The sequence below is a fragment of the Streptomyces sp. S063 genome (assembly GCF_002832675.1).
In the GTDB taxonomy this organism is placed as follows: domain Bacteria; phylum Actinomycetota; class Actinomycetes; order Streptomycetales; family Streptomycetaceae; genus Streptomyces; species Streptomyces sindenensis.
The window spans coordinates 3,698,535-3,720,473 of record NZ_CP021707.1; the positions used below are offsets into that span (position 1 = coordinate 3,698,535).

Below are 21,939 nucleotides of genomic sequence, written 5' to 3' on the forward strand. Positions count from 1 at the left end.
GCCATGCTTGCCGTGTCCGCGTTCGCCGAGCAGGTCAACGCCATCGAACTCGGGACCAGCAGGGCGCCCCAGGCACTATCCAGGTCCGTGTCCCTGGGGAGCGGCACGGGGGCGGGCAAGGCGGACCGCGTGTTCTCCGACCGGCGCACGCTGGCCGCGTCGGGGACCGAGGACCTCGACCTGGCGGGCGTCCTCGTCGATGCGTTCGGCGCGACGATCAGCTTCGCCCGAATCAAGGGCCTGGTGATCGCGGCGGCGGCCGGGAACACGAACAACGTGGTCGTCGGGGCGGCAGCATCGAACCCGTGGTCCACCCTGCTCGGTGCCACGCACACGCTGACCCTGCGCCCGGGAGCCTTCGTGGCCGTGGGCACGGGGGCGGCCGATGCGACCAGCTACGCGGTCACCGCGTCGACCGGCGATCTGTTGAAGGTCGCCAACTCCGGTGCGGGGTCGGCGGTCACCTACGACATCCACATCATCGGCGCCAGCGCGTAGCCGACCTGGACCATCCCGTAGGTGCGGTGGTGGAGGCGGGGGCGGTCGGAGCCTGGGCGTACGCGGAGTGCTGTGGTGGGCGCTCTCGTACGGCCGGCAGGGCTCCGGCCGCCCGCGCCACTGAACAGGAGGATTCGATGCCCGATGTGGGAGACCTAGTCACGGCCCGGCTGGAGGTCGGCGAACACGACGAGACGACCGCGGTGACGCTGGTCCTGGCCGCCCCGGACGGCACGGTATCCACACCTGTGGTTACGCCTGTGGACGACGGCGCAGCGTGGACTGCTCCGGTGGTCTACACGGCGGCCGGGGTGTGGCGTCTGTCGTGGTCAGTCACCGGTACCGGCGCGGGCATTGAGCAAGAGCTCGTGTCCGTCGCTCCGGCCCCGGGCGCGCGCGGGGACGGCCGGGTGTACGCCACGACGACCGACCTCGCCAACGCCCTCAAGGAAGCGCCCCCGCTGAACGCCCAAAAGCTGCTGGAGCGGGCCTCCGAACTCCTGGACTCAGACTTCCTGCTCACCGCGATCTACGACGTGGACGAGGACGGGATGCCCACCCACCCCTTGGTGGCCGCCGGATTCCGCGACGCGGTGTGCAGCCAGGTCGAATTCTGGGGCGAGGTTGGCGAGGAGACCGACATCTCCGGCCCTCTCAAGGCAGCCCAGATCGGCAGCGTGAATCTCCAGTTCGGGAGCGGAATCGACGGGTCTGGTCCGTCGTACTACGCGCCCAAGCTCCTCCGCGCACTACGACTCATCCCGGAGGACCACATCCGCTTCACGGCTCTGGCGAGCTGCTGATGGTGGCCGTCCCGCGCCGCTTCCTGCGGCATCGGATCACTGTCGAGCCGTACGCCGGCCGGTCCAGCACGGGCCCGCTGTACGGGCCGCCCGTCGAGGTCCGGTGCCTCCTGGACCAGAAGACACGAAACGTACGGACCCCGACCGGCGACACGGTCGTCTCCTCGTCGACCGCGTACGCCTCCCCGGGCACCACGGCCCCGCCCCTGTCCCGGGTAACCCTCCCGGGCGGCCGCCAGACCCGGGTCATCCAGGACGCGCCCCGGGACAGCGGCGGCCTCGGAGCACCCGACCACGTGGAAATCCAGCTCGAATAGGGGGCCGCCGCATGCCCGCGCGCTACAGACTCCGCTTCAACGGCGACCAAGTGGTGCGCGCGCTCCGGCCCGCCGCCGCTCGTGGCGCGTTCCTCGCCGCGGAGTACGTCCTCGGCGAGACCCAGGCCGTCGTCCCGCTCGACGAGGCCGCCCTGTCCCGGTCCGGGACCGCTTCGGTCGACGAGGCGATGCTGACCTCCGCCGTCAGCTACGACACCCCGTACGCGATCCGGCAACACGAGGAGTTGGACTTCCAGCACGCGCCCGGCCGGCAGGCGAAGTACGTCGAGGAGCCGCTGAACCAGGCCCGGCAGCAGGTGGCCGCGATCGTCGCGGCCGAGCTCCGGCGGGCGATGCGATGACGTACACCGTCAACCTCCTGGAGGGCCTGGCCGAGCTGATGGACGGCGCGGGCCTGGGCGTCTACCGGCCCGACAGCCCGATCGGCCCGGGTGAGACCCCGATCGTCCTGGGGGCGATGCCCGAGGAGCCCGCCCGGGTGTACGTGCTGACGCCGTACCCGGTCGAGGACACGGACACCACGGACGCGATCACGGCCGTGCAGATCCGATACCGGGCCGGTCCCGACCTCCGGGAGGTCTGGGGCCTCGCGGACGGCGCCTTCCGGCTGCTGCACGAGCGGCGGAGATACCGGCTCCGCGACGTCTACGTGGCCCTGTCCTGGCGCGAGTCCGCCGGACTCATGGGCCAGGACACTGCTGGCCGCAACGAGCTGACCAGCAATTTCTACTTCCGGACCACCAGGCCGGGCCCCTTCCTGAACGAGTAGGAGCAGCACATGTCGACACCCACCCCGGAGACCGCGCTCGCCCGCCGGTGGCGCTGGCAGCTCAACATGGGCACCGCCGAGGCCCCGGAATGGACGACGGTGATGGGCGTCACCGACTTCAAGCCGCCGATGCCCGACCCCAACATCGAGGACTCCTCGGACTACGAGTCGGAGGGCTGGAACGGCAACACCAAGACCGCGCAGTCCTGGGAGTTGACCACGACCCTGAACCGCAAGGTCAACGACCAGGTGAAGGTGTACCACCCGACGCACGAGAAGCTGAGGCTGGCCGCTTTCGAGTTCGGTTCCGGCTCGAAGGTGCACTCGCGCTGGTTCGATCGCGAGGGCTACCCCGAGGCGTACGAGGGGACCGGCATCGTGAAGTGGGAGGAGTCCGGCGGGGAGCACACCGCGCTCGGCCAGGTGGAGATCACCATCACCGGTGACGGCAAGATCACCCCGATCACGAACCCGATCGCCTGATGGCCGGCGACTTCGAGGCGCTCGACGCCTTCCTCGATGACGTCCTGGAGCTCCCGGTCACGGGCAAGGACGGGGTCGAGCGGGTCTACCGGATCGAGGACCCGGCAGCCGAGGACGGCGTCAAGATCGAGAAGATCACGACGCTGGCCGCCCGAATGGTCGCGGGCGGGGCCCCAGTCGACTCCCAGGCCCTTGACGACCAGGAGGAGCTGGACCTCTACAAGATGTGCCTCGGCGACCAGTACGACGTCCTCCTGAAGGACCTCCGCTGGAGCCGCTTCAAGCACGTCGCGATCACCACGATGATGTGGATCACGGTGGACCGCGAGACCGCCGCCCAGTACTGGTCGACCGGGGCGCAGCCGGGAAAACCGAATCGCGCGGCACGGCGGAAGTCGGGCGCGCGCGCCTCCTCGGCAAAGGGTGCGGCGACTACGACCCGGAAACGGGCCTCTACGAGTGGTACGAAGACGGCGTCCCAGCCCAAAAAGCCCAAAAAGGCGGCGGCCCGCAGCTGACCTGGGCTGGCCTGCTGGAGCAGTGGGCGCTGATCGAGGCCGACTTCCAGCAGACGTACGGGATCGACCTCGACACCCCGGGCTCATGCGGGCGCGCAGCTGGCGCTGGCTGAAGACCCGCATCTACGGGCTCCTCTCTGCGGAGACCCGGATCAACCGGCACTTCGCGCCTCCTGAGCGCCGCAGCAAATAGGGGGCCATCGTGGCGTTGACCGTCGGCGAGCTGGTGGGATTCATCCGGCTCGACGACGAGGAAGTGCGCCCTGCCCTCCGGCGGGTGGAGGGCGACCTCAACGCGTCCGGCCGGCGGATGGCGGACGATGCCGAGCAGGTCGGGCAGCAGGCGGGCCAGGCCCTCGGTGACGGCTTTATCCAGGCCGCCGACGGCAGCATCCGGGATGCCCGGGGCCGTTTCGTCGCGGCTGCCCGCCGGTCCGGTGACGCCGCCGGGGACGCCCTCGGCGACGCGCTCCGCGACGGGGCCCGGGACGGGGCTGACGACGCGGTCCAGGCGGCCGAGGGGGGCCTGTCCCGGCTCCAGACCATCGCGGCCGGCGCGGGCATCGCCGCCGGCGCTGCCCTCATGGTCGGGATCACCGACTACCTGGACCAGTCCCAGATCCTGGGGACGCTGGAGGGGCGGATCGGCGGAGCTCCGGCGGTCGCCCAGAAGTACGGCAAGGCGGCTGGCAGGTTGTTCGCCAGCGCGATGGTCGAGGACTTCCAGACCGCCGCCGACACCATGGCCGCGATCAGCCAGAACGGGCTGATCCCGACCGATGCGACCGAGAAGCAGCTCGACGCACTCGGTGTCCGCATCGCGACCACCGGCAAGATCCTCGGCGAGGAAGTCGCCCACGTCTCGACGACCGTCGGGAAGATGATCAAGACAGGGATGGCCCGCGACGCCGAAGAGGCGATGGACATCCTCGTTAAGGCCCAGCAGAAGGGCCTGAACGCGTCGGAGGATCTCCTCGACACGTTCGACGAATACAGCACGCAATTCCGTAAGGTCGGAATTGATGGCCCGACGGCAATGGGCCTTGTGTCGCAGGCTCTTGCCGGGGGTGCGCGCGACACTGATATTGCGGCTGACGCGATCAAGGAATTCTCGCTTCTGTCTATCGACGGCAGCGAGGCGGCGGCCGATGCGTACAAGGCACTTGGGCTTGACGCCGACAAGATGATCAAGGTTCTCGCCGGTGGCGGCCCCAAGGCCACCAAGGCGATGGACACGATCTTCGACAAGATCCGTGGACTCGACGACCCCGTCAAGAAGAACACGGTCGCGCTGGGCCTTTTTGGGACCAAATTCGAGGATCTCGGTGGGGCCTTCGACACCATGGACCCGTCGAAGGCGGCCGCTAAATTCGGCACCTTCTCCGGCGCGGTCGACAAGGCCGGGAACTCCATCCAGGAGTCCGCCGGTGTCAAGGTCGAGGCTTTCAAACGTGGCGTGACACAAGGCATCGTGAATGTCCTGGGCACCCAGGTCATTCCGGCGCTGGCGCGGTTCGGGCAGTGGGCGCAGAGGAACGGCGTCACCCTGCGCGTCGTGGCCGGTGTCGTCGCGGGTGTGCTCGTGCCGGCGCTCGTCCTGATGGGCGTTGCGGCCACGGTCCGGGGCGCGCAGGTGGTGGCCGGGTGGGTCATGTCCGGTGTCGCCGCGCTGCGGTCGGCTGGGACACAGGTGGCGGCCGGCAGTCGCGTCGTCGGCGTGTGGCTGCTGATGGCGGGCCGCGCACTGCTCAATGGGGCCAGGGTGGCGGCCGGGTGGCTGATGGCTGGGGCGGGGGCTGCGGCCTCGGCGGCTGGCCAGGTGGCCGCAGGTGCGCGCGTAGTCGGCGCCTGGCTGCTGATGGGGGCGCAGTCCCTACTCCAGGGCGCACGCATGGCGGCGGCCTGGGTCCTCGCGATGGGCCCGGTGGGCTGGGTCATCGCCGCGGTCGTCGCACTCGGCATCCTGATCTGGAAGAACTGGGACAAGATCGTCAAGTGGACCACCCAGGCGTGGGGTTGGGTCTGGTCCAAGATCAAGTCCATCGGCGGGCAGATCCTCTCCTTCTTCGTGAAGTGGTCGCTCGTCGGAATCTTCCTGCGGCACTGGGACGCCATCAAGACCGGTGTCGTCACCAAGGGCGGCCAGCTCGTCAACTGGGTCTCGGGGCTCCCCGGCCGCATCACCCGCGGCATCGGCTCCCTCCACAGCCTCCTGCTGGAGAAGGGCCGCAACGTCGTCCAGGGCCTCTGGTCGGGCATTCAGTCCATGGGCGGCTGGATCAAGTCGCAGATCATGGGCTGGGCTCGGAGCGTCATCCCGGGGCCGATCGCGAAGGCCTTGGGCATCGCGTCGCCGTCGAAGGTGACGAAGGCCCAGGGGCGTTGGATCGCCCGCGGCCTCGTCGACGGGCTCACCGGCAGCACGAAGCAGGTGAAGTCGGCGGCCGCGAAGTTGGCGGACATCGTCACCGACAGCCTCCGCCCGGGGAAGACCCGGTCGAAGGCGCTCGGCCGTATCAGCTCCGACAGCAAGAAGCTGATCAAGCTGGCGACCCGGGAAGCCGTCGTCGCGGCGCGGCTGAAGACCGCGCAGAAGAAGCTGGCCGACCAGATCAAGGCCCGCGACACCCTCGCGGCCGACGTCAAGAAGGGCATCCTCGAAGCCGGGAACATCACGGCCGACGGCGGGCCGACCTCCGCCGACCAGATCATCCAGACGCTCGACGCCCAGGTCTCCCGGGCGCAGACCTTCGAGGCGCACCTGGCGGCGCTCCGCAAGAAGGGCCTCAGGGCCGACCTGATCTCTCAGATCGCGCAGGCCGGGGTCGAGCAGGGCGCGTCGGCGGCCGCCGCACTGGCTACGGCGTCGAAGGCCCAGATCAAGCAGGCCAACAGCTCTCAGGCGGCGCTCGTCAAGGCCGCGGGGAACGCCGGGACGACCGCGGGCAATGCGATGTACGGCGCGGGCATCCAGGCCGGCCAGGGGCTCGTCCGTGGGCTCCAGCGGGAGCAGGCGGCGATCGAGCGCCAGATGCTCAAGATCGCCACCGGCATGCAAAAGGCCATCAAGAAGGCGCTCGGGATCAAGTCGCCCAGCCGCGTCATGGCGCTGATCGGCCGGTTCATCCCGCAGGGCCTGGCCGAGGGCATCGACGGCGACCGCGGCCTCGTCGACCGGTCGATGGCCGGCCTTGTCGACCCGGACGCGGTGCTCACGCCGCCGGGCGCGAGCTCGTACAGCGGAGGCTCCGGCTCCGGCCCCCGGGGCGCGGCGGCACCGACCGTGATCGAGATCCGCTCCGACGGATCCCGCCGGTCCGACTGGCTCATCGAGGAGCTCCGCAGCTCCGTGCAGGCGAAGGGCGGGGACGTGCAGCTCGTCCTCGGCGGAAGGAGGTAGGCCATGGCCTTCCCCGAGGATCCGCTCGGGCTCCGCGCGGAGCTGCGGATCGGTACCACCTGGGTGGACGTGACGAAGCGCGCGTACACGCGGGACCCGATCCGGACGGTGGCGGGGATGAGCGCGCAGGGCACCGGTGTGGACCCGGCAGCCCTGTCGCTCACCCTCAACAACAAGGACGGGGTGTTCAGCCCCAGGAATCCCCTGTCGCCGCACTACGGGCGGCTTGGGCGAAACACGCCGGCCCGGGTCTCCGTCCCCGGAACCGAGACCTACCTCGGGCTACGCGGGTCGGGGGCACGGGCAACCGCGTCTGCCACGGGGCTGCCGAGCGGCACCACGGACCTGGACGTGCGTATCGAGCTCACCCCGGATACGTGGTCTCCGGCGGTCGGCGGGGACGCTGAGTTGATCAGCCGGTGGGGTCTCGCCCCGAACCGGGGGTGGGTTCTCGCGCTGGTGTCCGGCGGTCGGCTCCAGTTCAGCTGGTCGGCGGACGGGTCCATTTCGCACAACGTCATCTCTACGGCGCTGGGCCTGACTCCTGGGGAGCGGGCAGCCTTGCGGGTCACCCTTGACACGGACAACGGGGCCAGCGGCCGTACGGTCACCTTCTACAAGGGGCCTTCCTTGGCCGGCCCGTGGAGCATGGTGGGGTCTCCGTGGGTCCAGGCCGGGACCACTTCGACCCACCCTGCGTCGGCGCCGCTTGGGGTCGGTGACCTCGGGTTCATCGGCTGGGTGGGCGTGCCGGATCGCATGCACGGGGCGGAGGTTCGGGCGGGCATTGGCGGCACGGTGGCGGCCCGGGTCGATTGGTCGACAGCGACGGTCGGTGCGACGTCGCATACGGACACCACGGGCCGCGTGTGGACCCTGGAAGGGGCTGCGGGGTTCACCCGGCTCGTCTCCATCTTCATGGGGGAGGTGGCTTCCTGGCCTTCCCGATGGGCACCGTCCGGTCAGGACGCCTGGGTGCCCGTCGAGGGTGCTGGGATCCTGCGGCGTATGCAGCAGGGCCGGAAAGCTCTGAACTCGACGCTTCGCAGGAGGATCCCGAGCGCGGCTCCTGTGGCGTACTGGCCGATGGAGGAGGGCGACAGCGCCACCCAGGCGTACAGCCCCGTCCCCGGCTGCCGGCCGCTGATCGCGCCAGGGCTGGACTGGGCGTCGGCCGATACCCTGCCGGGCTCGTCGCCGCTGCCGACCATTACGACGGGGTCCACGCTCAAGGCCGCGGTGCCCACGTATCCGGCATCGACCAGCTGGCAGCTGGAGTTCGTGTACTACCGGGCCACGGAGCCGACCCTGCTGATGCCCATCCTGGAGCTCACGACAGGGGTCTCTCCGTGGCCTCGGCTGTCCGTGCGGATGGGCCCGGGCGGCGGCGTGACGATCATGGGGATCAGCGCTGACGGCGAGAGCTCGTCGGCCGTACTGACCGGCGGATCGGGTCCGATCGCCGGTCAGTGGAACCGATTCCGGCTGACTCTGACCCAGGACGGATCACTGGTCCGGATCGCCGTGCTGATCATCCCAATCGGCGGTACTGGAGCAGTCTGGGAGCAGTCCTTCACCGGCACCGTGGGCCCGCTGCGCAGTATCAGCGGCACCTACACCTCCGTCCTGGACGGGACCGCAATCGGGCACGTCGTCGTCTTCAACCGGCCTGGTGTGCAGGTGATGGACTACGCGGACCACGGGTACAACCGCGAAACCGCGGGTGCCCGAGCGCTCCGGCTTGCAGGTGAGGAGGGCATTCAGCTCGGCCTCCTGGGTGCTGCGGCCGACACTGCCCTGATGGGTCCGCAGCGTCCGCAGACCCTCGTCGAGCTGCTGCACGAGTGCGCGGAGGCCGACGGCGGGATCCTCATGGAGCGGCCGGACGCCCTGGGCCTCATCTACCGCACGCGGACCTCGCTATACAACCAGGATCCGGTGCTCGTGCTGCCGTACGGATCGATCGCGCCGGCGCTGGAGCCGGTCGAAGACGATCAGGCCGTACGGAATGATGTCACGGCCAGTCGGCGCGGTGGCGGGTCCGGGCGTGCGGTCGTCGAGACCGGTCCGCTGTCCGTTCTGCCGTCCGAGCAGGGCGGCGTGGGCATCTACGACGAGTCCGTCGAGCTGAACCTCGCAGACGACTCGCAGGCCCAGCCGATGGCGTCCTGGCTCGCGCACCTCGGCACCGTGGACGAGGCCCGCTACCCCGGCATCCGAATCGACCTGCACCGCCACCCCGAGCTGATCGCGGCTGTACTTCGCCTCCGAATCGGCGATCTGATCCGGCTGACCGGTCTGCCGCTCTGGGTGGGTGAGTCGACGACAGACCTGCACGTGATGCAGATCCAGCACGATCCGCGCCCGCGCGCCTGGACAGTCACCCTCGTCTGCACGCCGGCGAGCCCGTACAGGGTGGGGGTGGTGGGTGATCGAGTGCGCGGCAGGGTAGACACCAGCGGGTCCCAGTTGGGTGCTGGCGTGACCTCGGACGCCACGGTCCTGCCGGTCACCGTGACGGCCGGGCAGCCCTGGGTGAGTAGCCTCGTGCATCCGACCGACTTCCCGTTCGACGTCGTCGTGGGCGGTGAGCTCGTCACCGTCACCGACATCGTCGGCGCGAGGGGTGACCGCTTCGACCGCAGCGTCACGGGCGGCTGGGGTACCGCCACATCGGGGCAGACGTGGACGACCACGGGGGGGCCGGACTCCCAGTTCTCAGTGCAGGGAGGGTGACCCGTGGCTGATCTGTACGCGAACTACGCCGCGCTGGCGGCGGCCGAGACGGAAGGCGTCGCCTACTCCCGCACCGCCGTGGCCCCGGCGGGGGCGACGTGGGCGGCGATCGCGATCCACGGCGGCGGCATCGAAGGCGGCTCCGGAGAGATCGCCCGCGAGGTCTCTGGAGCTGGGGCGCGCATGGCGTACTACGAGTTCGCCGGGCTGAAGAGTAGCGGCAACAGCGACCTGCACATCACCAGCACCAACTTCGACGAGCCGCAGGCCATCAGCTTGGTCGGTGCCGTTCGTCGGTGCCTCAGCTTCCACGGGTACGTGGGGACGGCCGGGGTGCCGGTCACGGCGATCGGCGGACTCGACACCGAGCTCGTCGCCCGAATCACGGCCTCGCTGACCACCGCTGGGTTCACGGTGACAGACGCCCCTTCGGAGATCGCGGGCACCAACCCGAACAACATTTGCAATAAGACGGCGACGGCTGCGGGCGTGCAGCTGGAGCTGTCCCGCGCCCAGCGGGACCGGTTCTTCCCGGACGGGCAGAACACGCGCGCGGTCCGGGACTCCGGCGCGAGAACGGAGGAGTTCTACCGGTATGCCGCGGCGATCCGCGCCGCCTACACCGGCCGCGGGCTGATCGCGGTGAGTGCCATCAACGCTTCCCGGTACTGCCTGCTGCCCGCCCCGGCCGCCGACGTCGACCTGTACGCGACCGTCGCAACCGACGTCCTGGCTGCTGGAGGCGGGCATTTCCTCGCCCTTGTCGCCCGGTACACCGACGGCAACAACATGTACCTCGCCCGGGTCGAATTCACGACGGCGCAGGCCGTGGTCCTGACCCTCCGCAAGCGGGTCGGCGGCAGCGAGACGTTCCTCGTGCAGCACACCACCGGGCTCACGCACACAGCTGGGGGGCGGGTCGCCGTCCGCTTCCAGCTGGCGGGGTCAGCGCTCCGGGCGAAAGCCTGGCAGGCCGGTACCGCCGAGCCTGCCGGGTGGCAGCTGGAGACGACGGACACCGATCTCACCGCGGCCGGAGAGATCGGCTTGCGCACGATTCTCTCTAGCGCGAATACCAACGTGCTGCCGGTCACGGCGAGCTGGGGAGAGTTCACGACGCTGGGTGGCCCGCAGTCGATGACGGTCACCCGCTCCGTCAACGGCATCGTGAAACCTCACCTCACGGGCGCGGACGTGCGTCTCGCCGAGCCCACCATCGTCGCCCTGTAGGAGGACTTTATGCCCGTTCCCGCGACGCTGTGGCAGCCGGGCATGCGTATTACGGACAGCAGGCTCAACGCGAAGGACTACCAGGCCGGGGTCATCTCGGTGTCCTTCACCAACCAGAGCAGCTACACCCAGGTCGTCACGTTCCCGGAGCCGTTCCCCGTCGCGCCGATTATGAGCGCCGAAATCGCCTCGGGCGCGGGAGTCACCGGCCGGTTCGAGGCTCGGGCGATCTCCGTGAACGCCACCGGCTTCACGCTGTTCATCCTCCTCACGGACGCCGCCGAAGGTCCCGACACCTGGTCGGGCCAGCCGGTGCACTGGACCGCACGCATGCCCACCGCCTGACCTCTCGCTCAGCCGCCAACGCCCCGTGCCACCAGGCCGGGGCTTAGTCATGCCCTGGAGGCACCCGTATGGACACCACCGGCAGGCACCCCAGCACCGCCCAGGCGGTTCGGGGCTTCGCCTACGACCACCTGCCCAAGCATCTCCAGGAGGTGAGTAAGCCCTTCCACGACCTCGCGGAGACCATGCTCAACCGGTTGCCCGACGATCCCGAGCTGAGCGCGGCTCTGCGGAAGTTGCGGGAGGCGAAGGACTGCGCGGTCCTCCTGGCCGCGGTCGTCCGGTCCGATGAGCGGAGCGGATGATGGCGACGCCGCTGTCCGCCGACAAGCTGCTCAAGGCCCTCCGCGACGAAGGCCTCCACGTCGTCGAACACCGGAGCTGGCGTACCAACAACCGGAACCACAAGGGCTCCTGGGGCCCGATGCACGGGGTGATGATCCATCACTCCGTCACCTCGGGCACCGCGTCCTCCGTCGAGCTCTGCTACAACGGCCACTCCGCCCTGCCGGGACCGCTCTGCCACGGTGTCATCGCCAAGGACGGGACCGTCCACCTGGTGGGGAGCGGGCGGGCGAACCACGCCGGGCTGGGCGACGACGACGTCCTGCGCGCCGTCATCGCGGAGAAGGCGCTGCCCCCGGACAACGAGGCCAACACTGACGGCAACCGGCATTTCTACGGCTTTGAGGCCGTGAACCTCGGTGACGGCAAGGACCCGTGGCCCGAGGAGCAGCTGCTCGCGATCGAGCGTGCGGCCGCCGCGGTGTGCCGGGCGCACGGCTGGTCCGAGCGGTCGGTGATCGGGCATCTGGAGTGGCAGCCGGGCAAGGTCGATCCGCGCGGGTTCGGGATGGACTGGATGCGGGGCCGGATCGGCACCCGGCTGGGTGGGGCCCCGAATTGTCCGCCGTCCGAACCGTCGAAGCCTCCGGCCTCGAAGCCGACGTACGAGCCGTTCCCGGGGGCCGCGTTCTTCAAGGTCGGCCGCAGCAGCAAGGTCATCACGGCGATGGGCAAGCGGCTCGTCGCGGAAGGCTGCGGCCGGTACGCGGTCGGCCCCGGGCCGCGCTGGTCGGAGGCGGACCGCAAGTCGTACGCCGCCTGGCAGCGGAAGTGCGGATACAGCGGGGACGCCGCCGACGGCATCCCCGGCAAGGCCAGCTGGGACCGGCTCAAGGTCCCGAACGTCTAGGAAGGACGCACCATGGCACGTTCCACGGACCCGATCGAGAAGAAGGTCAAGGCCAGCTCCGCCGTCACCTACCTGGCGAGCCTCGCGGGCCTGGCGATCCTCGGCGCGGTGACGGACGACCCGTCGCTGATCTCCGGCATGCCGGACACCCTGGAGCCGTTCGTCCTCGCCCTGGTCCCGGCCGCCGCGGCCGCGATCGCCGGGTGGGCGGCACCGCACACCCCCCGTACGGGCGCCTGATGCGCGCCGCGCTGGCCTGGTGCTGGGCGCGGCTGGGCTGGCGCGGCCTCACCCTCCTCATCACCGGCATCTCCTGGGTGACGTACGGGGCGAGCCTGACCGTGCAGCCCCGGTACGGCACCGTTCGGGGCATCAGCGTGCTGCTCGGCTGGGTTCCGATGCCGGTCTGGGGGTGGGGCTGGATCGTGTGCGGTGTCATCGCCCTCGTCTACGCGGTGGCCCGCCCCGGGCGGGACCTGCCGGGGGTCGCCGCGAGCATGGCCCCGCCGCTGCTGTGGAGCCTGGCGTACGCGCTCGGCGGCGCGTCCGGGGCGTCCGGCACCGCGTGGGGCGCGGTGATGCCCTGGGGATCACACGCCGTCCTGATCGCGATCGTCGCGTACCTGACCCGACCGCGATTGATCGTCCCGAGGGTGGTGAGACATGGAACCGAGTAGCTGGCTGGGCCTCCTGGCCGTGCTGATCACGACGCTGGGCACTGTCTGGGGAACGTGGCTGGGCCGGACCCGCACCACGGTGCAGGAGATCCCGGCCGAGGGAATGGCGCCCGCGCCCGCGCAGCCCGAGGGCACATGGACGGTCAGCCCGGAGATGTATCGCTGGTTCCAGGACCAGATGGCCGGGCTGCACAGCCGACTCCGGGCGCTGGAGGACGCCGAGCGGGAAGCCCGGACCCGCGCGGACCGTACGGACCGGCTGCTCGGCCTGGCGCTCGACCACATCAGCCAGCAGGACGCCCGCCTGACCGCAGCCGGCATGCCCCTCGTCCCGATGGACCCCGAGCTCGTCGCCGCCCGCGACGCCCGATGAAACGCCCCCGCCCCGGCTTCGGCCGGAGGCGGGGGCGTCTTCGTGTGTTCCAGGTCAGGCGGCTTCGTCCGGGTCGGGGTGCCGAACGATCTTCTTCACCGTGCTCTCCAGGTCGTATCGGGACTGCCCGGTGGCGGCGGCGTGCTTGGTGTAGGCCGCCTGTACGGCCGCAGCAGTCTCGACGGTGAGTGCGCCGGCCTCCTGCTCGGCCCAGGCTTTCCGTTCCAGCTCGATCAGGGACTCAGGGATGTCGGTATCGGCCACGGCCGAAATCGTATGGCCCGCCCGCTCCTTCTTCCGTTCCGCCCCACCGGGGCCCTTCATGGCTGCACGATGGAGCGGTACAGCCGTAGAAACTCGCGCAATTCCCGACCAGCGGAGGCGGCCATGACCCTACATTTCATCGCAAAGGACCCGGAGACAAACGGCGATCACTGCCCGACGATCTGGTTCGACGACGAGGCGCAGGAGTTCGTGATCCAGGGGTGGAAGGCGGACGCGGCGCTCCAGGCGAAGTGCTTGGAGGCCGGGCCGATTCCAGAGAACGAGGCCGTTGTGCGGCTGCCGGCCCGCATGAGCGAGGTCATGAAGGAGGCGCTCGGTGTCGCAGCAGCTGCCCCCGTTCGCTGAGCTCCTGGCGCAGTGCTCTACGTCCGCCGTGCACCTGGAGACGCGGGACGTCTACGCGACCGACGTGGAGGACCAGGACCTCAAGGCCTGGCGCACGGGCGTGCTGGCGGGCCTCGACGACCGGTCGTCGTGGTGGGGCTGGTTCCACGACGCTGTGGCCGATGCCGTCGCGCGCGGGGTGACCGTCCAGCGGGCTCGCGTCGTCAGCCTGCCCGCCACGGAGTACATCCGCTTCGAGCACGCGTGCACGCCCCGGAACCTCGCCGCGGGCGAGGATGTCCGCTGGCTCCCGCGCGACCAGGCGCTCGGGCTGCTCCTCCCGGCTCACGACTACTGGCTCTTCGACGGCCAGCTGGTCCGCTGGCATCACTTCGCCGGGGACGGTACGCACCTCCGGGACGAGCTGGACGAGCGCCCGGTGTCGGCGGACCGTGCCGGGCAGGCCTTCGCGGCGGTCTGGGACCGGGCCGTACCGCACGCGGAGTTCGTGCTCGACTGATGCCGGCCTCCTCGTCAGCCCGCGTCCAGGAGGCGCGCGACCGGATCGCGTTCCGGTTGCGCGGCCTCCGCTCCGACGCGGGTCTGACGGGGAAGCAGCTGGCGAAGCTCACCGGCTGGCAGGGCTCGAAGGTCAGCCGGTTGCAGAGCGGCCGGTCCCAGCCCAGCGACGAGGACATCCGGGCCTGGTGCCGGGCGTGCGGCGCGGAGGACGAGGCTGCGGACCTCATCGCGTCGGCTCGCCAGGCACAGCAGATGTACACGGAGTGGAGGCGTGTCCAGGGGCGCGGCCTCAAGGGCGTGCAGCAGGCGCGTACGCCGCTGTACGAGCGCACCAAGACGATGCGGGTGTACAGCTCCAGCGTCATCCCGGGGATGCTCCAGACGCGCGCGTACGCCGCCGCGCTGTTGGCCGAGATCTCGCGATTCAACCGGACCCCCGACGACTCCGCCGCGGCGGCCGACGCCCGGGTGGAGCGGTCTCGGATCATTCGGCGCGCGGGCCGGCGCTTCCCGATCCTGATCGAGGAATCCGTCCTCCGGCGCCAGGTCGGCAACACGGAGACGATGGCCGAGCAGCTCGGGTACCTGCTCCAGGTGGCCGCTCTGCCGACGGTGACTCTCGGCATAGTGCCGTCGCGCGCGATGCCCCTGTGGCCTCTGGAGACCTTCACGATCTTCGACGAGGAGCAGGTAGGGGTGGAGCTGCTGACGGCAGCAATCACGATCACGACGCCGTCGGAGGTCGCGCAGTACCTGGCGGCGCACGAGGAGCTCAGCTCCGGTGCGGCGCACGGGCCAGCGGCATTGCGACTGATTGCTCGGGCCGTCTCGGAGCTCGCGTAGAAACCGATAGAAACTTTCCACCGGGCTCGTCTCGCCAGCCCTACGGTCGGCGTATTCCTCACCGACTGCGACGGGGGGCTTACCCGTGATGACGATCAAGGTGTACGAGGTGAACCGCGACGGGCTCACCCGGGTTGTGCGCGAGGAGGCCGAGGTTGTGCCCCTCGAACAGCCGGAGGCCTCTCACCAGTTCCCGGCCTGCACGTGCCCGCAGTGTCAGGAGACGGCGCGGTGAGGCCGGTTGCCGAGCGCGCCCAGCCGGACCAGGCGTACCGCACGCTCCTCGGGCACACCACGACCTGCGTTGCTTGCCGGGCCGCCGGGGGCCCCTGCCCGACCGCCGCCCGGTTGACGCGAGCCTGGCGGAGGGACCGCCGGTGAGCTCCCCGGAGAAGCCGGATCCCGAGCTGGACGACCTGATGTGGCTTCAGAGGACCCGCGAGAGGCGGCTCGCCGACGCGAGGCGCGAGACCTGAGATTCCCGCCCCCGCCGCTGTCCTTGCAGGGAGTGAGCGGCCGGGGCGGGTCACCACCCATCCAGCAGGACGGAGGCACCTCCATGCGTACCACCGACATCCGCCCCAGCGCACCCCCCGGGCGGCACCCATGACGACCACCACGGTGTCGCCGACCGCCGTCACCACCTGCGAGGCCTGCTGGGTGAACCCGGTAGAAGGCGTTCGTGTCACCACCGACGGAGCGGATCTCCTCTGCCGGCCGTGCGCAGTGGGCGGCTACCCGCGGCGCGTAGACCTGTTCCCGCCGTACGGAATCTACGGGCTGACGGAGCGGCGTGTTGAGCAGGGCCGGCACGGGAGCGGGCCGCCCCAGACTCCGCCGAACCCGGGGCCGCCGCTGCCGCACCCCCCGCCGACCCCGTCACCGCCGGGCACCCCGCCGGTTTAGGCGACGAGCTCGGCGAGCTCGACGTCGAGGGCGGCCGCCAAGCGGAGCAGCATGCTGAGGCTGGGGTCGCTGGTCGCGTACTCGATGCGGTGGACGGTCTTGTGGTCCATTCCTGCGCGCTCGCCGAGCTGGATCTGCGTCAGTCCGCTTTCCTCGCGGAGTTCGCGGACACGGCGACCGATCCTCTGCCGCCTGGGGAGCACCCAGTCCGGGGGCGGTTCGGTCGTCACCGATCCACCGTCAGACGATCATGATCGAATGTCTTTACCTGGCCAGGTAAATTCGACGATCATGGACAGCGTGCGGTCGGGTTGTGATGGGCATCCGACACCGACCGCACCTCCCCGGCCAGATTTGGCCGGGGTACGCCGCCCCACCCCTCTCGCGGGGTGGGGCGGTTTACTGTGTGCAGCACGACGCCCCCCTGCCGATTTCACCGGCAGGGGGCGCGCTCTCCGACCCGGAGCCTCCCGAGCATCCGGGCCGGGCCTGTCTGGGGAAGGGCATCAGACGGGGGCCGGGGGTGCCCGCCGTCTCCCCACCGGGCACTCTACGCACGGCAACTCCCGATCTACAGGGGGTAGACCGGGTGCACACAGAGTCGTGACACCGTGTGCGAATTACGGAAGCGCTCGCTCCGGTGACCGGCCCCACCAGGCCATGACCTGGTACAGCGTGCGGACACCGAGTCGATCTCGCAGCGCGGCGAGCTCCTTCGTCACGGTGCGTTCCGCGAGCCCGAGTCGAGGGCCGGCCTGCTGCTGGGAGTACCCGGCCTCCAGCTCGTGCAGGATGGCCCGCTGACGGGCCGTCGTCACCGCTCCTTCCGTGGCCTTGCCGAGGGCTTGCCACGGGGTGGCACGGTCCCACATCAGCTCGTAGATCATCCGCGCCCACATTACGGCGGCCCGGTCGGAGACGTGCCAGCCCGAGTGCGCTTCGGCTCCCTCGACGACGAGGTTGTCGATGAACAGGTGCTGACGATCGAGGAGGACGAGCCGGGGGAAAGGCCCGCCGATCACTCGGACGTCGACGCCGGCCTGGACCAGGACGTCGATGTGTTCCCGGGTCTGGGGGTGCTCGTGGGCGCGGGCGTTGTAGAGCGAACGGACGCGGACCCCTCGTCGGCAGGCGGCGGCGGTGCGCTCGGCGCCTTCGCGGAGGATTTCGGGGTCACGGTCGGCTGGCTCTCCGGGCTGGGAGCTGTAGACCTCGGTGGTGGCGGCGTCGGTGAGCGGCAGGATCCTGGCGTTCATGAGGCCGGGTGTGCCGAGGTACTCCGATCCGGGGCCGCCGTACCAGCGGTGCGGGTCGTAGTCGGCGGCGAGGGCCTCGACGGTGGGGATCTGTCCGATGCGGTGGACGGTGGCGGCGAGGTCAGCGAGGGCGGCCGTCATGAGGTTCTGGGCGACGGCGCGCGGGTCGTGGGCGATGTACTGGCCGGGCGCGTACGGATCGGGGGCGACGAGGCCGAGGTCGACGAGGTGGGCAACCCCGGTTTCGTCGGGCGGAGTCCCTGCAGAGACCGCCCGGTAGGTTTCTGTGGCCGTCTCCGCGAGTAGAGGCGGGTATTTTTGCCCATGTTTCGTCACGTTTCCCCCGTTTGGCGCGACACAGAAATCCGTACGTGCGGATTTCAGCACGGCGCGCCCCTTGGTGTCACCAGGTCGGCATGGGAGCCTACGTAGAGCAACGGGGAAGCGAACATGCTTTCGATTAAGGGGTACCCATGGCCACATCCAGGATCGGTCTGCTCGCCGCGTCGCTGCTCGTGGCCGCCTCCGCCGCCGTCGGAGTGGCTGCCACCGCAGCCGCCGACGAGGCGTACCCTCCCCCACCAGCGAGCGGGACGGGCCAGGGACCGGCCCCCGCGCCCGCCCCCACATCACTCCCCTCGTCGACCGCCTCACCCGCTGGCGACGTCGGCTGGGGCTGAGGCCCCCACAGGACGTCCGGCCAGGATCGGGAGGCCCCGGCCGGACAGCAGCAGGCCCCCGCCGCGGAAACCGGCGGGGGCCTGCTGTGTTCTGGCCACAGAGTAGCGGCGAACCGGCCAGACGGATACAGACCGGACCGAGCAGGAAGTTACGGGGTAGTAGTGGGGTATCAAGATCGTCAAATGTAGAAGGCCGGTAGATCCTGGGGATCTACCGGCCTTCTGACCTGGCGTTACGCCTCGGTGGGGCTAACAGGATTTGAACCTGTGGCCTCATCCTTATCAGGGATGCGCTCTAACCAACTGAGCTATAGCCCCGCCGCGCTGTACTGCTCCGCGCTGACCTCTGAAGATTAGCGCACGTCGGGGCCAGTCCCAAAATCGATACCCGCGGCCCTACTCGTCCTCGGCCAGCGTGAGCTCGACGCCGCCCACGAAGCCCGCCGACAGGTTGTAGATGAAGGCGCCCAGCGTCGCCAGCGCGGTTGCCAGGACCACGTCGATCACCGCGATGACCGAGGTGAAGATGAGCACGCGCGGCAGCGACAGGAACGACTGCAGATCGAAGCCGTTGCTCTCGTTCGAGCCGGTGGCCTCGCTGATCGTGCCGCCGACGGTCTCGAAGACGCCCATCGCGTCCATGACCATCCACAGCACCGCCGAAGCCACCACCGTGCAGATGCCCAGCGCGATCGACAGCAGGAAGCTGACCTTCATCACCGACCACGGGTCGGCCTTGGCCACCCGCAGACGGGCCTTGCGGGTACGGGGCGTGGTACGCGCCCCCGTGCGCGGCTTGCGCGTCGCCTGGGCGCCGCCCACGCCCTGCGCACCGCCCAGCGTGCCGTCGCCCTGTCCGGGGCGCTGCCGGCCGCCCTGGGTGCCGCCGCCGGGCGCCTCGTACGCCTGGGGCGGGTGGTACGGCCCCGACGGCCCCGGTGCGGGCTCACGCTCGCCGGGCAGGGGCCCGGTCGCGTAACCCTCGTACTGGGGCTGAGGCCCTCGTGTGTCCGTCACAGTGCCCCCTTGGGAGTCCGTGGCAGGGCCACGGGCACCGTTCGCTCCAGCTCCGGAAGCGGCCGAACCGGCGCCCGTGGCTCCACTCACGCTCTTACTCCTCGTGCTCCCCGGTCGAGGGCTCCGTGCCCTCGACAGTGCCCTCTGCCGTGGTTACGGCGAGGGCCTCGGCCGTCTCGCCCTCGGCATCATCGGTCCCTTCGACCTCTTCCGCCTCACGGCCGGCCTCGGCGTTGCGCGCGATGCCGACGACGGCGTCACGCTTGCCCAGATTGATCAGTTGAACGCCCATGGTGTCACGGCCCGTCTCCCTGACTTCATTGACTCGCGTACGAATCACACCACCGCCGAGCGTGATGGCGAGGATCTCGTCGGTCTCCTCGACCACCAGCGCACCGACGAGCGATCCGCGGTCCTCCACGATCTTGGCGGCCTTGATACCGAGGCCGCCGCGGCCCTGGACGCGGTACTCGTCGACGGGGGTGCGCTTGGCGTACCCGCCGTCGGTAGCGGTGAACACGAACGTACCGGGCCGGACGACATTCATCGAGAGGAGTTCGTCGCCCTCGCGGAAACTCATCCCCTTCACGCCCGAGGTGGCGCGGCCCATCGGGCGCAGCGCGTCGTCCGTCGCGGTGAACCGGATGGACTGGGCCTTCTTGCTGATGAGCAGCAGATCGTCCTCGGCCGAGACCAGCTCGGCGCCGATCAGCTCGTCGTCGCCGCCGTCCGGCATCTCGCGGAGGTTGATCGCGATGACACCGCCCGAACGCGGGGAGTCGTAGTCCTTGAGCGCGGTCTTCTTCACGAGACCGCCCTTCGTCGCCAGGATCAGGTACGGCACGGCCTCGTAGTCACGGATCGCGAGGATCTGGGCGATCTTCTCGTCCGGCTGGAAGGCCAGCAGGTTGGCGACGTGCTGGCCGCGCGCGTCCCGCCCGGCGTCCGGGAGCTCGTACGCCTTGGCCCGGTAGACCCGGCCCTTGTTCGTGAAGAACAGCAGCCAGTGGTGGGTCGTCGAGACGAAGAAGTGGTCGACGATGTCGTCTTCCCTGAGCTTCGTCCCGCGCACGCCCTTGCCGCCGCGCTTCTGCGAGCGGTAGTCGTCCGTCTTCGTGCGCTTCACATAACCGCTGCGGGAGATCGTGACGACGATGTCCTCCTCGGCGATCAGGTCCTCGATGGACATGTCGCCCTCGAAGGGCACCAGCTTGGAACGCCGGTCGTCGCCGAACTTCTCGACGATCGCCGCCAGCTCCTCGCTCACGATCGATCGCTGCTTGGCCGGCGAGGCCAGGATCTCGTTGTACTCGTTGATCTTCGCCTGGAGCTCGTCGTGCTCGGCGGTGATCTTCTGGTGCTCCAGTGCGGCCAGTCGGCGCAGCTGCATCTCCAGGATCGCGTTGGCCTGGAGCTCGTCGATCTCCAGCAGGCCCATCAGGCCCTCACGCGCGATCTCCACCGTGTTGGAGCGGCGGATGAGGGCGATGACCTCGTCGATGGCGTTCAGGGCCTTGAGGAGGCCGCGCAGGATGTGCGCCCGCTCCTCGGCCTTGCGCAGCCGGAACTTCGTCCGCCGGACGATGACCTCGATCTGGTGCGTCACCCAGTGCCGGATGAACGCGTCGATCGACAACGTGCGCGGCACCCCGTCGACGAGCGCCAGCATGTTGGCGCCGAAGTTCGTCTGGAGGTCGGTGTGCTTGTACAGGTTGTTCAGGACGACCTTGGCGACCGCGTCCCGCTTCAGGACGACGACCAGGCGCTGCCCCGTACGCGAGGAGGTCTCGTCGCGGACGTCCGCGATGCCGCCGACCTTGCCGTCCTTGACCAGGTCGGCGATCTTCTGCGCGAGGTTGTCGGGGTTGGTCTGGTACGGCAGCTCCGTGACGACCAGGCACTGACGGCCCTGGATCTCCTCGACCGCGACGACCGCGCGCATCGTGATCGAGCCACGGCCGGTGCGGTACGCCTCCTCGATGCCCTTGCGGCCCACGACCAGCGCGCCGGTGGGGAAGTCGGGGCCCTTGATGCGCTCGATCAGCGCGTCCTGCAGCTCCTCGTGCGAGGCCTCCGGGTTCTCCAGGTACCACTGGGCGCCGGCGGCGACCTCACGGAGGTTGTGCGGCGGGATGTTGGTCGCCATACCGACCGCGATCCCGGCGGAGCCGTTGACCAGCAAGTTCGGGAAGCGCGCCGGCAGGACCGTCGGCTCCTGGTTGCGGCCGTCGTAGTTGTCCTGGAAGTCGACGGTCTCCTCGTCGATGTCCCGGACCATCTCCATGGACAGCGGCATCATCTTGCACTCGGTGTACCGCATGGCGGCGGCCGGGTCGTTGCCCGGGGAACCGAAGTTGCCGTTGGAGTCCACCAGCGGCATCCGCATCGACCACGACTGGGCGAGGCGCACCAGGGCGTCGTAGATGGAGGAGTCACCGTGCGGGTGGTACGTACCCATGACGTCGCCGACGACGCGGGCGCACTTGTAGAAGCCCTTCTCGGGGCGGTACCCGCCGTCGTACATCGCGTACAGCACCCGGCGGTGGACGGGCTTGAGACCGTCCCGGACATCGGGCAGCGCACGCGAGACGATGACGGACATCGCGTAGTCGAGATAGGAGCGCTGCATCTCCGTCTCGAGCTGGACGGGCTCGACACGCATCCCCACGCCGGGGATGGTGCCCTCCTCCTCGGGCGTCACGGATTCAGGTGTCACAGGGGTGTTCTCGTCGGCCATTGCT

General features: G+C 69.8%; 26 protein-coding genes and 1 tRNA gene. 21 read left to right on the forward strand and 6 right to left on the reverse strand.

Annotated features, from left to right (window positions below; translation table 11 throughout):
* Positions 1-3: 3 nt before the first annotated feature.
* From CCZ36_RS16945 to CCZ36_RS17025, 16 genes are all read left to right on the forward strand, one after another.
* Positions 4-498 carry a hypothetical protein gene (locus tag CCZ36_RS16945; protein ID WP_128818022.1) on the forward strand — a complete coding sequence of 165 codons (495 nt, stop codon included), beginning with the start codon at positions 4-6 and terminating at the stop codon, positions 496-498.
* A 137-nt stretch (positions 499-635) separates the two neighbouring features.
* Positions 636-1,301, forward strand: coding sequence for a hypothetical protein (locus CCZ36_RS16950; protein ID WP_128818023.1), 666 nt, complete (start codon positions 636-638; stop codon positions 1,299-1,301).
* Complete coding sequence (locus tag CCZ36_RS16955; RefSeq protein ID WP_128818024.1) at positions 1,301-1,618, forward strand: hypothetical protein; 318 nt, start codon at positions 1,301-1,303, stop codon at positions 1,616-1,618. Before CCZ36_RS16950 ends, CCZ36_RS16955 begins: the two co-directional genes overlap by 1 nt.
* Positions 1,619-1,629: 11 nt before the next feature.
* Complete coding sequence (locus CCZ36_RS16960) at positions 1,630-1,980, forward strand: hypothetical protein (RefSeq protein WP_128818025.1); 351 nt, start codon at positions 1,630-1,632, stop codon at positions 1,978-1,980.
* Positions 1,977-2,408: a minor capsid protein gene (locus tag CCZ36_RS16965; RefSeq protein WP_128818026.1), complete on the forward strand. Its 432-nt coding sequence runs from the start codon at positions 1,977-1,979 to the stop codon at positions 2,406-2,408. The genes CCZ36_RS16960 and CCZ36_RS16965 overlap by 4 nt, the downstream gene beginning before the upstream one ends.
* Before the next feature lie 9 nt (positions 2,409-2,417).
* A complete protein-coding gene (locus CCZ36_RS16970) occupies positions 2,418-2,891 on the forward strand; it encodes a phage tail tube protein (RefSeq protein WP_128818027.1) in 474 nt (157 codons plus the stop codon).
* A complete protein-coding gene (locus CCZ36_RS16975; RefSeq protein ID WP_128818028.1) occupies positions 2,891-3,409 on the forward strand; it encodes a DUF7426 family protein in 519 nt (172 codons plus the stop codon). Before CCZ36_RS16970 ends, CCZ36_RS16975 begins: the two co-directional genes overlap by 1 nt.
* A gap of 202 nt (positions 3,410-3,611) precedes the next feature.
* Positions 3,612-6,809: a phage tail tape measure protein gene (locus CCZ36_RS16985; protein WP_128818029.1), complete on the forward strand. Its 3,198-nt coding sequence runs from the start codon at positions 3,612-3,614 to the stop codon at positions 6,807-6,809.
* Between the two features lie 3 nt (positions 6,810-6,812).
* The gene (locus CCZ36_RS16990) at positions 6,813-9,545 is read left to right on the forward strand and encodes a hypothetical protein (protein WP_128818030.1); all 2,733 of its coding nucleotides are present in this window, start codon (positions 6,813-6,815) and stop codon (positions 9,543-9,545) included.
* 3 nt (positions 9,546-9,548) lie between these two features.
* Positions 9,549-10,775: a poly-gamma-glutamate hydrolase family protein gene (locus CCZ36_RS16995; protein ID WP_128818031.1), complete on the forward strand. Its 1,227-nt coding sequence runs from the start codon at positions 9,549-9,551 to the stop codon at positions 10,773-10,775.
* Positions 10,776-10,784: 9 nt separating this feature from the next.
* Complete coding sequence (locus CCZ36_RS17000; RefSeq protein WP_128818032.1) at positions 10,785-11,120, forward strand: hypothetical protein; 336 nt, start codon at positions 10,785-10,787, stop codon at positions 11,118-11,120.
* Positions 11,121-11,188: 68 nt separating this feature from the next.
* Positions 11,189-11,425, forward strand: a complete 237-nt coding sequence (locus CCZ36_RS17005; protein ID WP_128818033.1) for a hypothetical protein — start codon at positions 11,189-11,191, stop codon at positions 11,423-11,425.
* The gene (locus CCZ36_RS17010; protein WP_128819561.1) at positions 11,425-12,315 is read left to right on the forward strand and encodes a peptidoglycan-binding protein; all 891 of its coding nucleotides are present in this window, start codon (positions 11,425-11,427) and stop codon (positions 12,313-12,315) included. Before CCZ36_RS17005 ends, CCZ36_RS17010 begins: the two co-directional genes overlap by 1 nt.
* A gap of 12 nt (positions 12,316-12,327) precedes the next feature.
* The gene (locus CCZ36_RS17015) at positions 12,328-12,555 is read left to right on the forward strand and encodes a holin (protein ID WP_128818034.1); all 228 of its coding nucleotides are present in this window, start codon (positions 12,328-12,330) and stop codon (positions 12,553-12,555) included.
* Positions 12,555-12,992 (forward strand): hypothetical protein, encoded by a 438-nt coding sequence (locus tag CCZ36_RS17020; RefSeq protein WP_128818035.1) that lies wholly within the window; start codon positions 12,555-12,557, stop codon positions 12,990-12,992. The genes CCZ36_RS17015 and CCZ36_RS17020 overlap by 1 nt, the downstream gene beginning before the upstream one ends.
* Positions 12,979-13,365, forward strand: a complete 387-nt coding sequence (locus tag CCZ36_RS17025) for a hypothetical protein (RefSeq protein ID WP_128818036.1) — start codon at positions 12,979-12,981, stop codon at positions 13,363-13,365. The genes CCZ36_RS17020 and CCZ36_RS17025 overlap by 14 nt, the downstream gene beginning before the upstream one ends.
* Before the next feature lie 54 nt (positions 13,366-13,419).
* Here the strand turns inward: CCZ36_RS17025 and CCZ36_RS17030 are convergent, their stop codons facing one another.
* A complete protein-coding gene (locus CCZ36_RS17030; RefSeq protein ID WP_128818037.1) occupies positions 13,420-13,629 on the reverse strand; it encodes a hypothetical protein in 210 nt (69 codons plus the stop codon).
* Positions 13,630-13,752: 123 nt separating this feature from the next.
* Here CCZ36_RS17030 and CCZ36_RS17035 point away from each other — a divergent pair, with 123 nt between their 5' ends.
* The 4 genes from CCZ36_RS17035 to CCZ36_RS35765 all read left to right on the forward strand — a co-directional run bounded on the left by CCZ36_RS17035 (position 13,753) and on the right by CCZ36_RS35765 (position 16,245).
* Entirely contained in the window at positions 13,753-13,995 is a 243-nt protein-coding gene (locus CCZ36_RS17035; RefSeq protein WP_128818038.1) for a hypothetical protein, read from the forward strand.
* Entirely contained in the window at positions 13,967-14,494 is a 528-nt protein-coding gene (locus CCZ36_RS17040) for a DUF6879 family protein (protein ID WP_128818039.1), read from the forward strand. Before CCZ36_RS17035 ends, CCZ36_RS17040 begins: the two co-directional genes overlap by 29 nt.
* Positions 14,494-15,339, forward strand: coding sequence for a helix-turn-helix domain-containing protein (locus tag CCZ36_RS17045; RefSeq protein WP_128818040.1), 846 nt, complete (start codon positions 14,494-14,496; stop codon positions 15,337-15,339). Before CCZ36_RS17040 ends, CCZ36_RS17045 begins: the two co-directional genes overlap by 1 nt.
* A gap of 606 nt (positions 15,340-15,945) precedes the next feature.
* Positions 15,946-16,245: a hypothetical protein gene (locus CCZ36_RS35765; RefSeq protein WP_128818041.1), complete on the forward strand. Its 300-nt coding sequence runs from the start codon at positions 15,946-15,948 to the stop codon at positions 16,243-16,245.
* Here CCZ36_RS35765 and CCZ36_RS17055 read toward each other — a convergent pair.
* Positions 16,242-16,475 (reverse strand): helix-turn-helix domain-containing protein, encoded by a 234-nt coding sequence (locus tag CCZ36_RS17055; RefSeq protein ID WP_128818042.1) that lies wholly within the window; start codon positions 16,473-16,475, stop codon positions 16,242-16,244. The genes CCZ36_RS35765 and CCZ36_RS17055 overlap by 4 nt on opposite strands.
* Positions 16,476-16,865: 390 nt before the next feature.
* Positions 16,866-17,837: a LuxR C-terminal-related transcriptional regulator gene (locus CCZ36_RS17060; protein ID WP_164873516.1), complete on the reverse strand. Its 972-nt coding sequence runs from the start codon at positions 17,835-17,837 to the stop codon at positions 16,866-16,868.
* Positions 17,838-17,974: 137 nt separating this feature from the next.
* Between CCZ36_RS17060 and CCZ36_RS34790 the strand changes: the two genes are divergently transcribed.
* The gene (locus CCZ36_RS34790; protein WP_164873517.1) at positions 17,975-18,181 is read left to right on the forward strand and encodes a hypothetical protein; all 207 of its coding nucleotides are present in this window, start codon (positions 17,975-17,977) and stop codon (positions 18,179-18,181) included.
* 244 nt (positions 18,182-18,425) lie between these two features.
* On the opposite strand, the gene CCZ36_RS17065 is transcribed toward CCZ36_RS34790, so the two are convergent.
* The 3 genes from CCZ36_RS17065 to gyrA all read right to left on the reverse strand — a co-directional run bounded on the left by CCZ36_RS17065 (position 18,426) and on the right by gyrA (position 21,935).
* A tRNA-Ile gene (locus CCZ36_RS17065) sits at positions 18,426-18,499 on the reverse strand.
* A 78-nt stretch (positions 18,500-18,577) separates the two neighbouring features.
* Positions 18,578-19,198 carry a DUF3566 domain-containing protein gene (locus CCZ36_RS17070; RefSeq protein ID WP_069735709.1) on the reverse strand — a complete coding sequence of 207 codons (621 nt, stop codon included), beginning with the start codon at positions 19,196-19,198 and terminating at the stop codon, positions 18,578-18,580.
* A gap of 94 nt (positions 19,199-19,292) precedes the next feature.
* Positions 19,293-21,935 carry a DNA gyrase subunit A gene (gyrA, locus tag CCZ36_RS17075; RefSeq protein WP_128818044.1) on the reverse strand — a complete coding sequence of 881 codons (2,643 nt, stop codon included), beginning with the start codon at positions 21,933-21,935 and terminating at the stop codon, positions 19,293-19,295.
* Between the last annotated feature and the right edge of the window lie 4 nt (positions 21,936-21,939).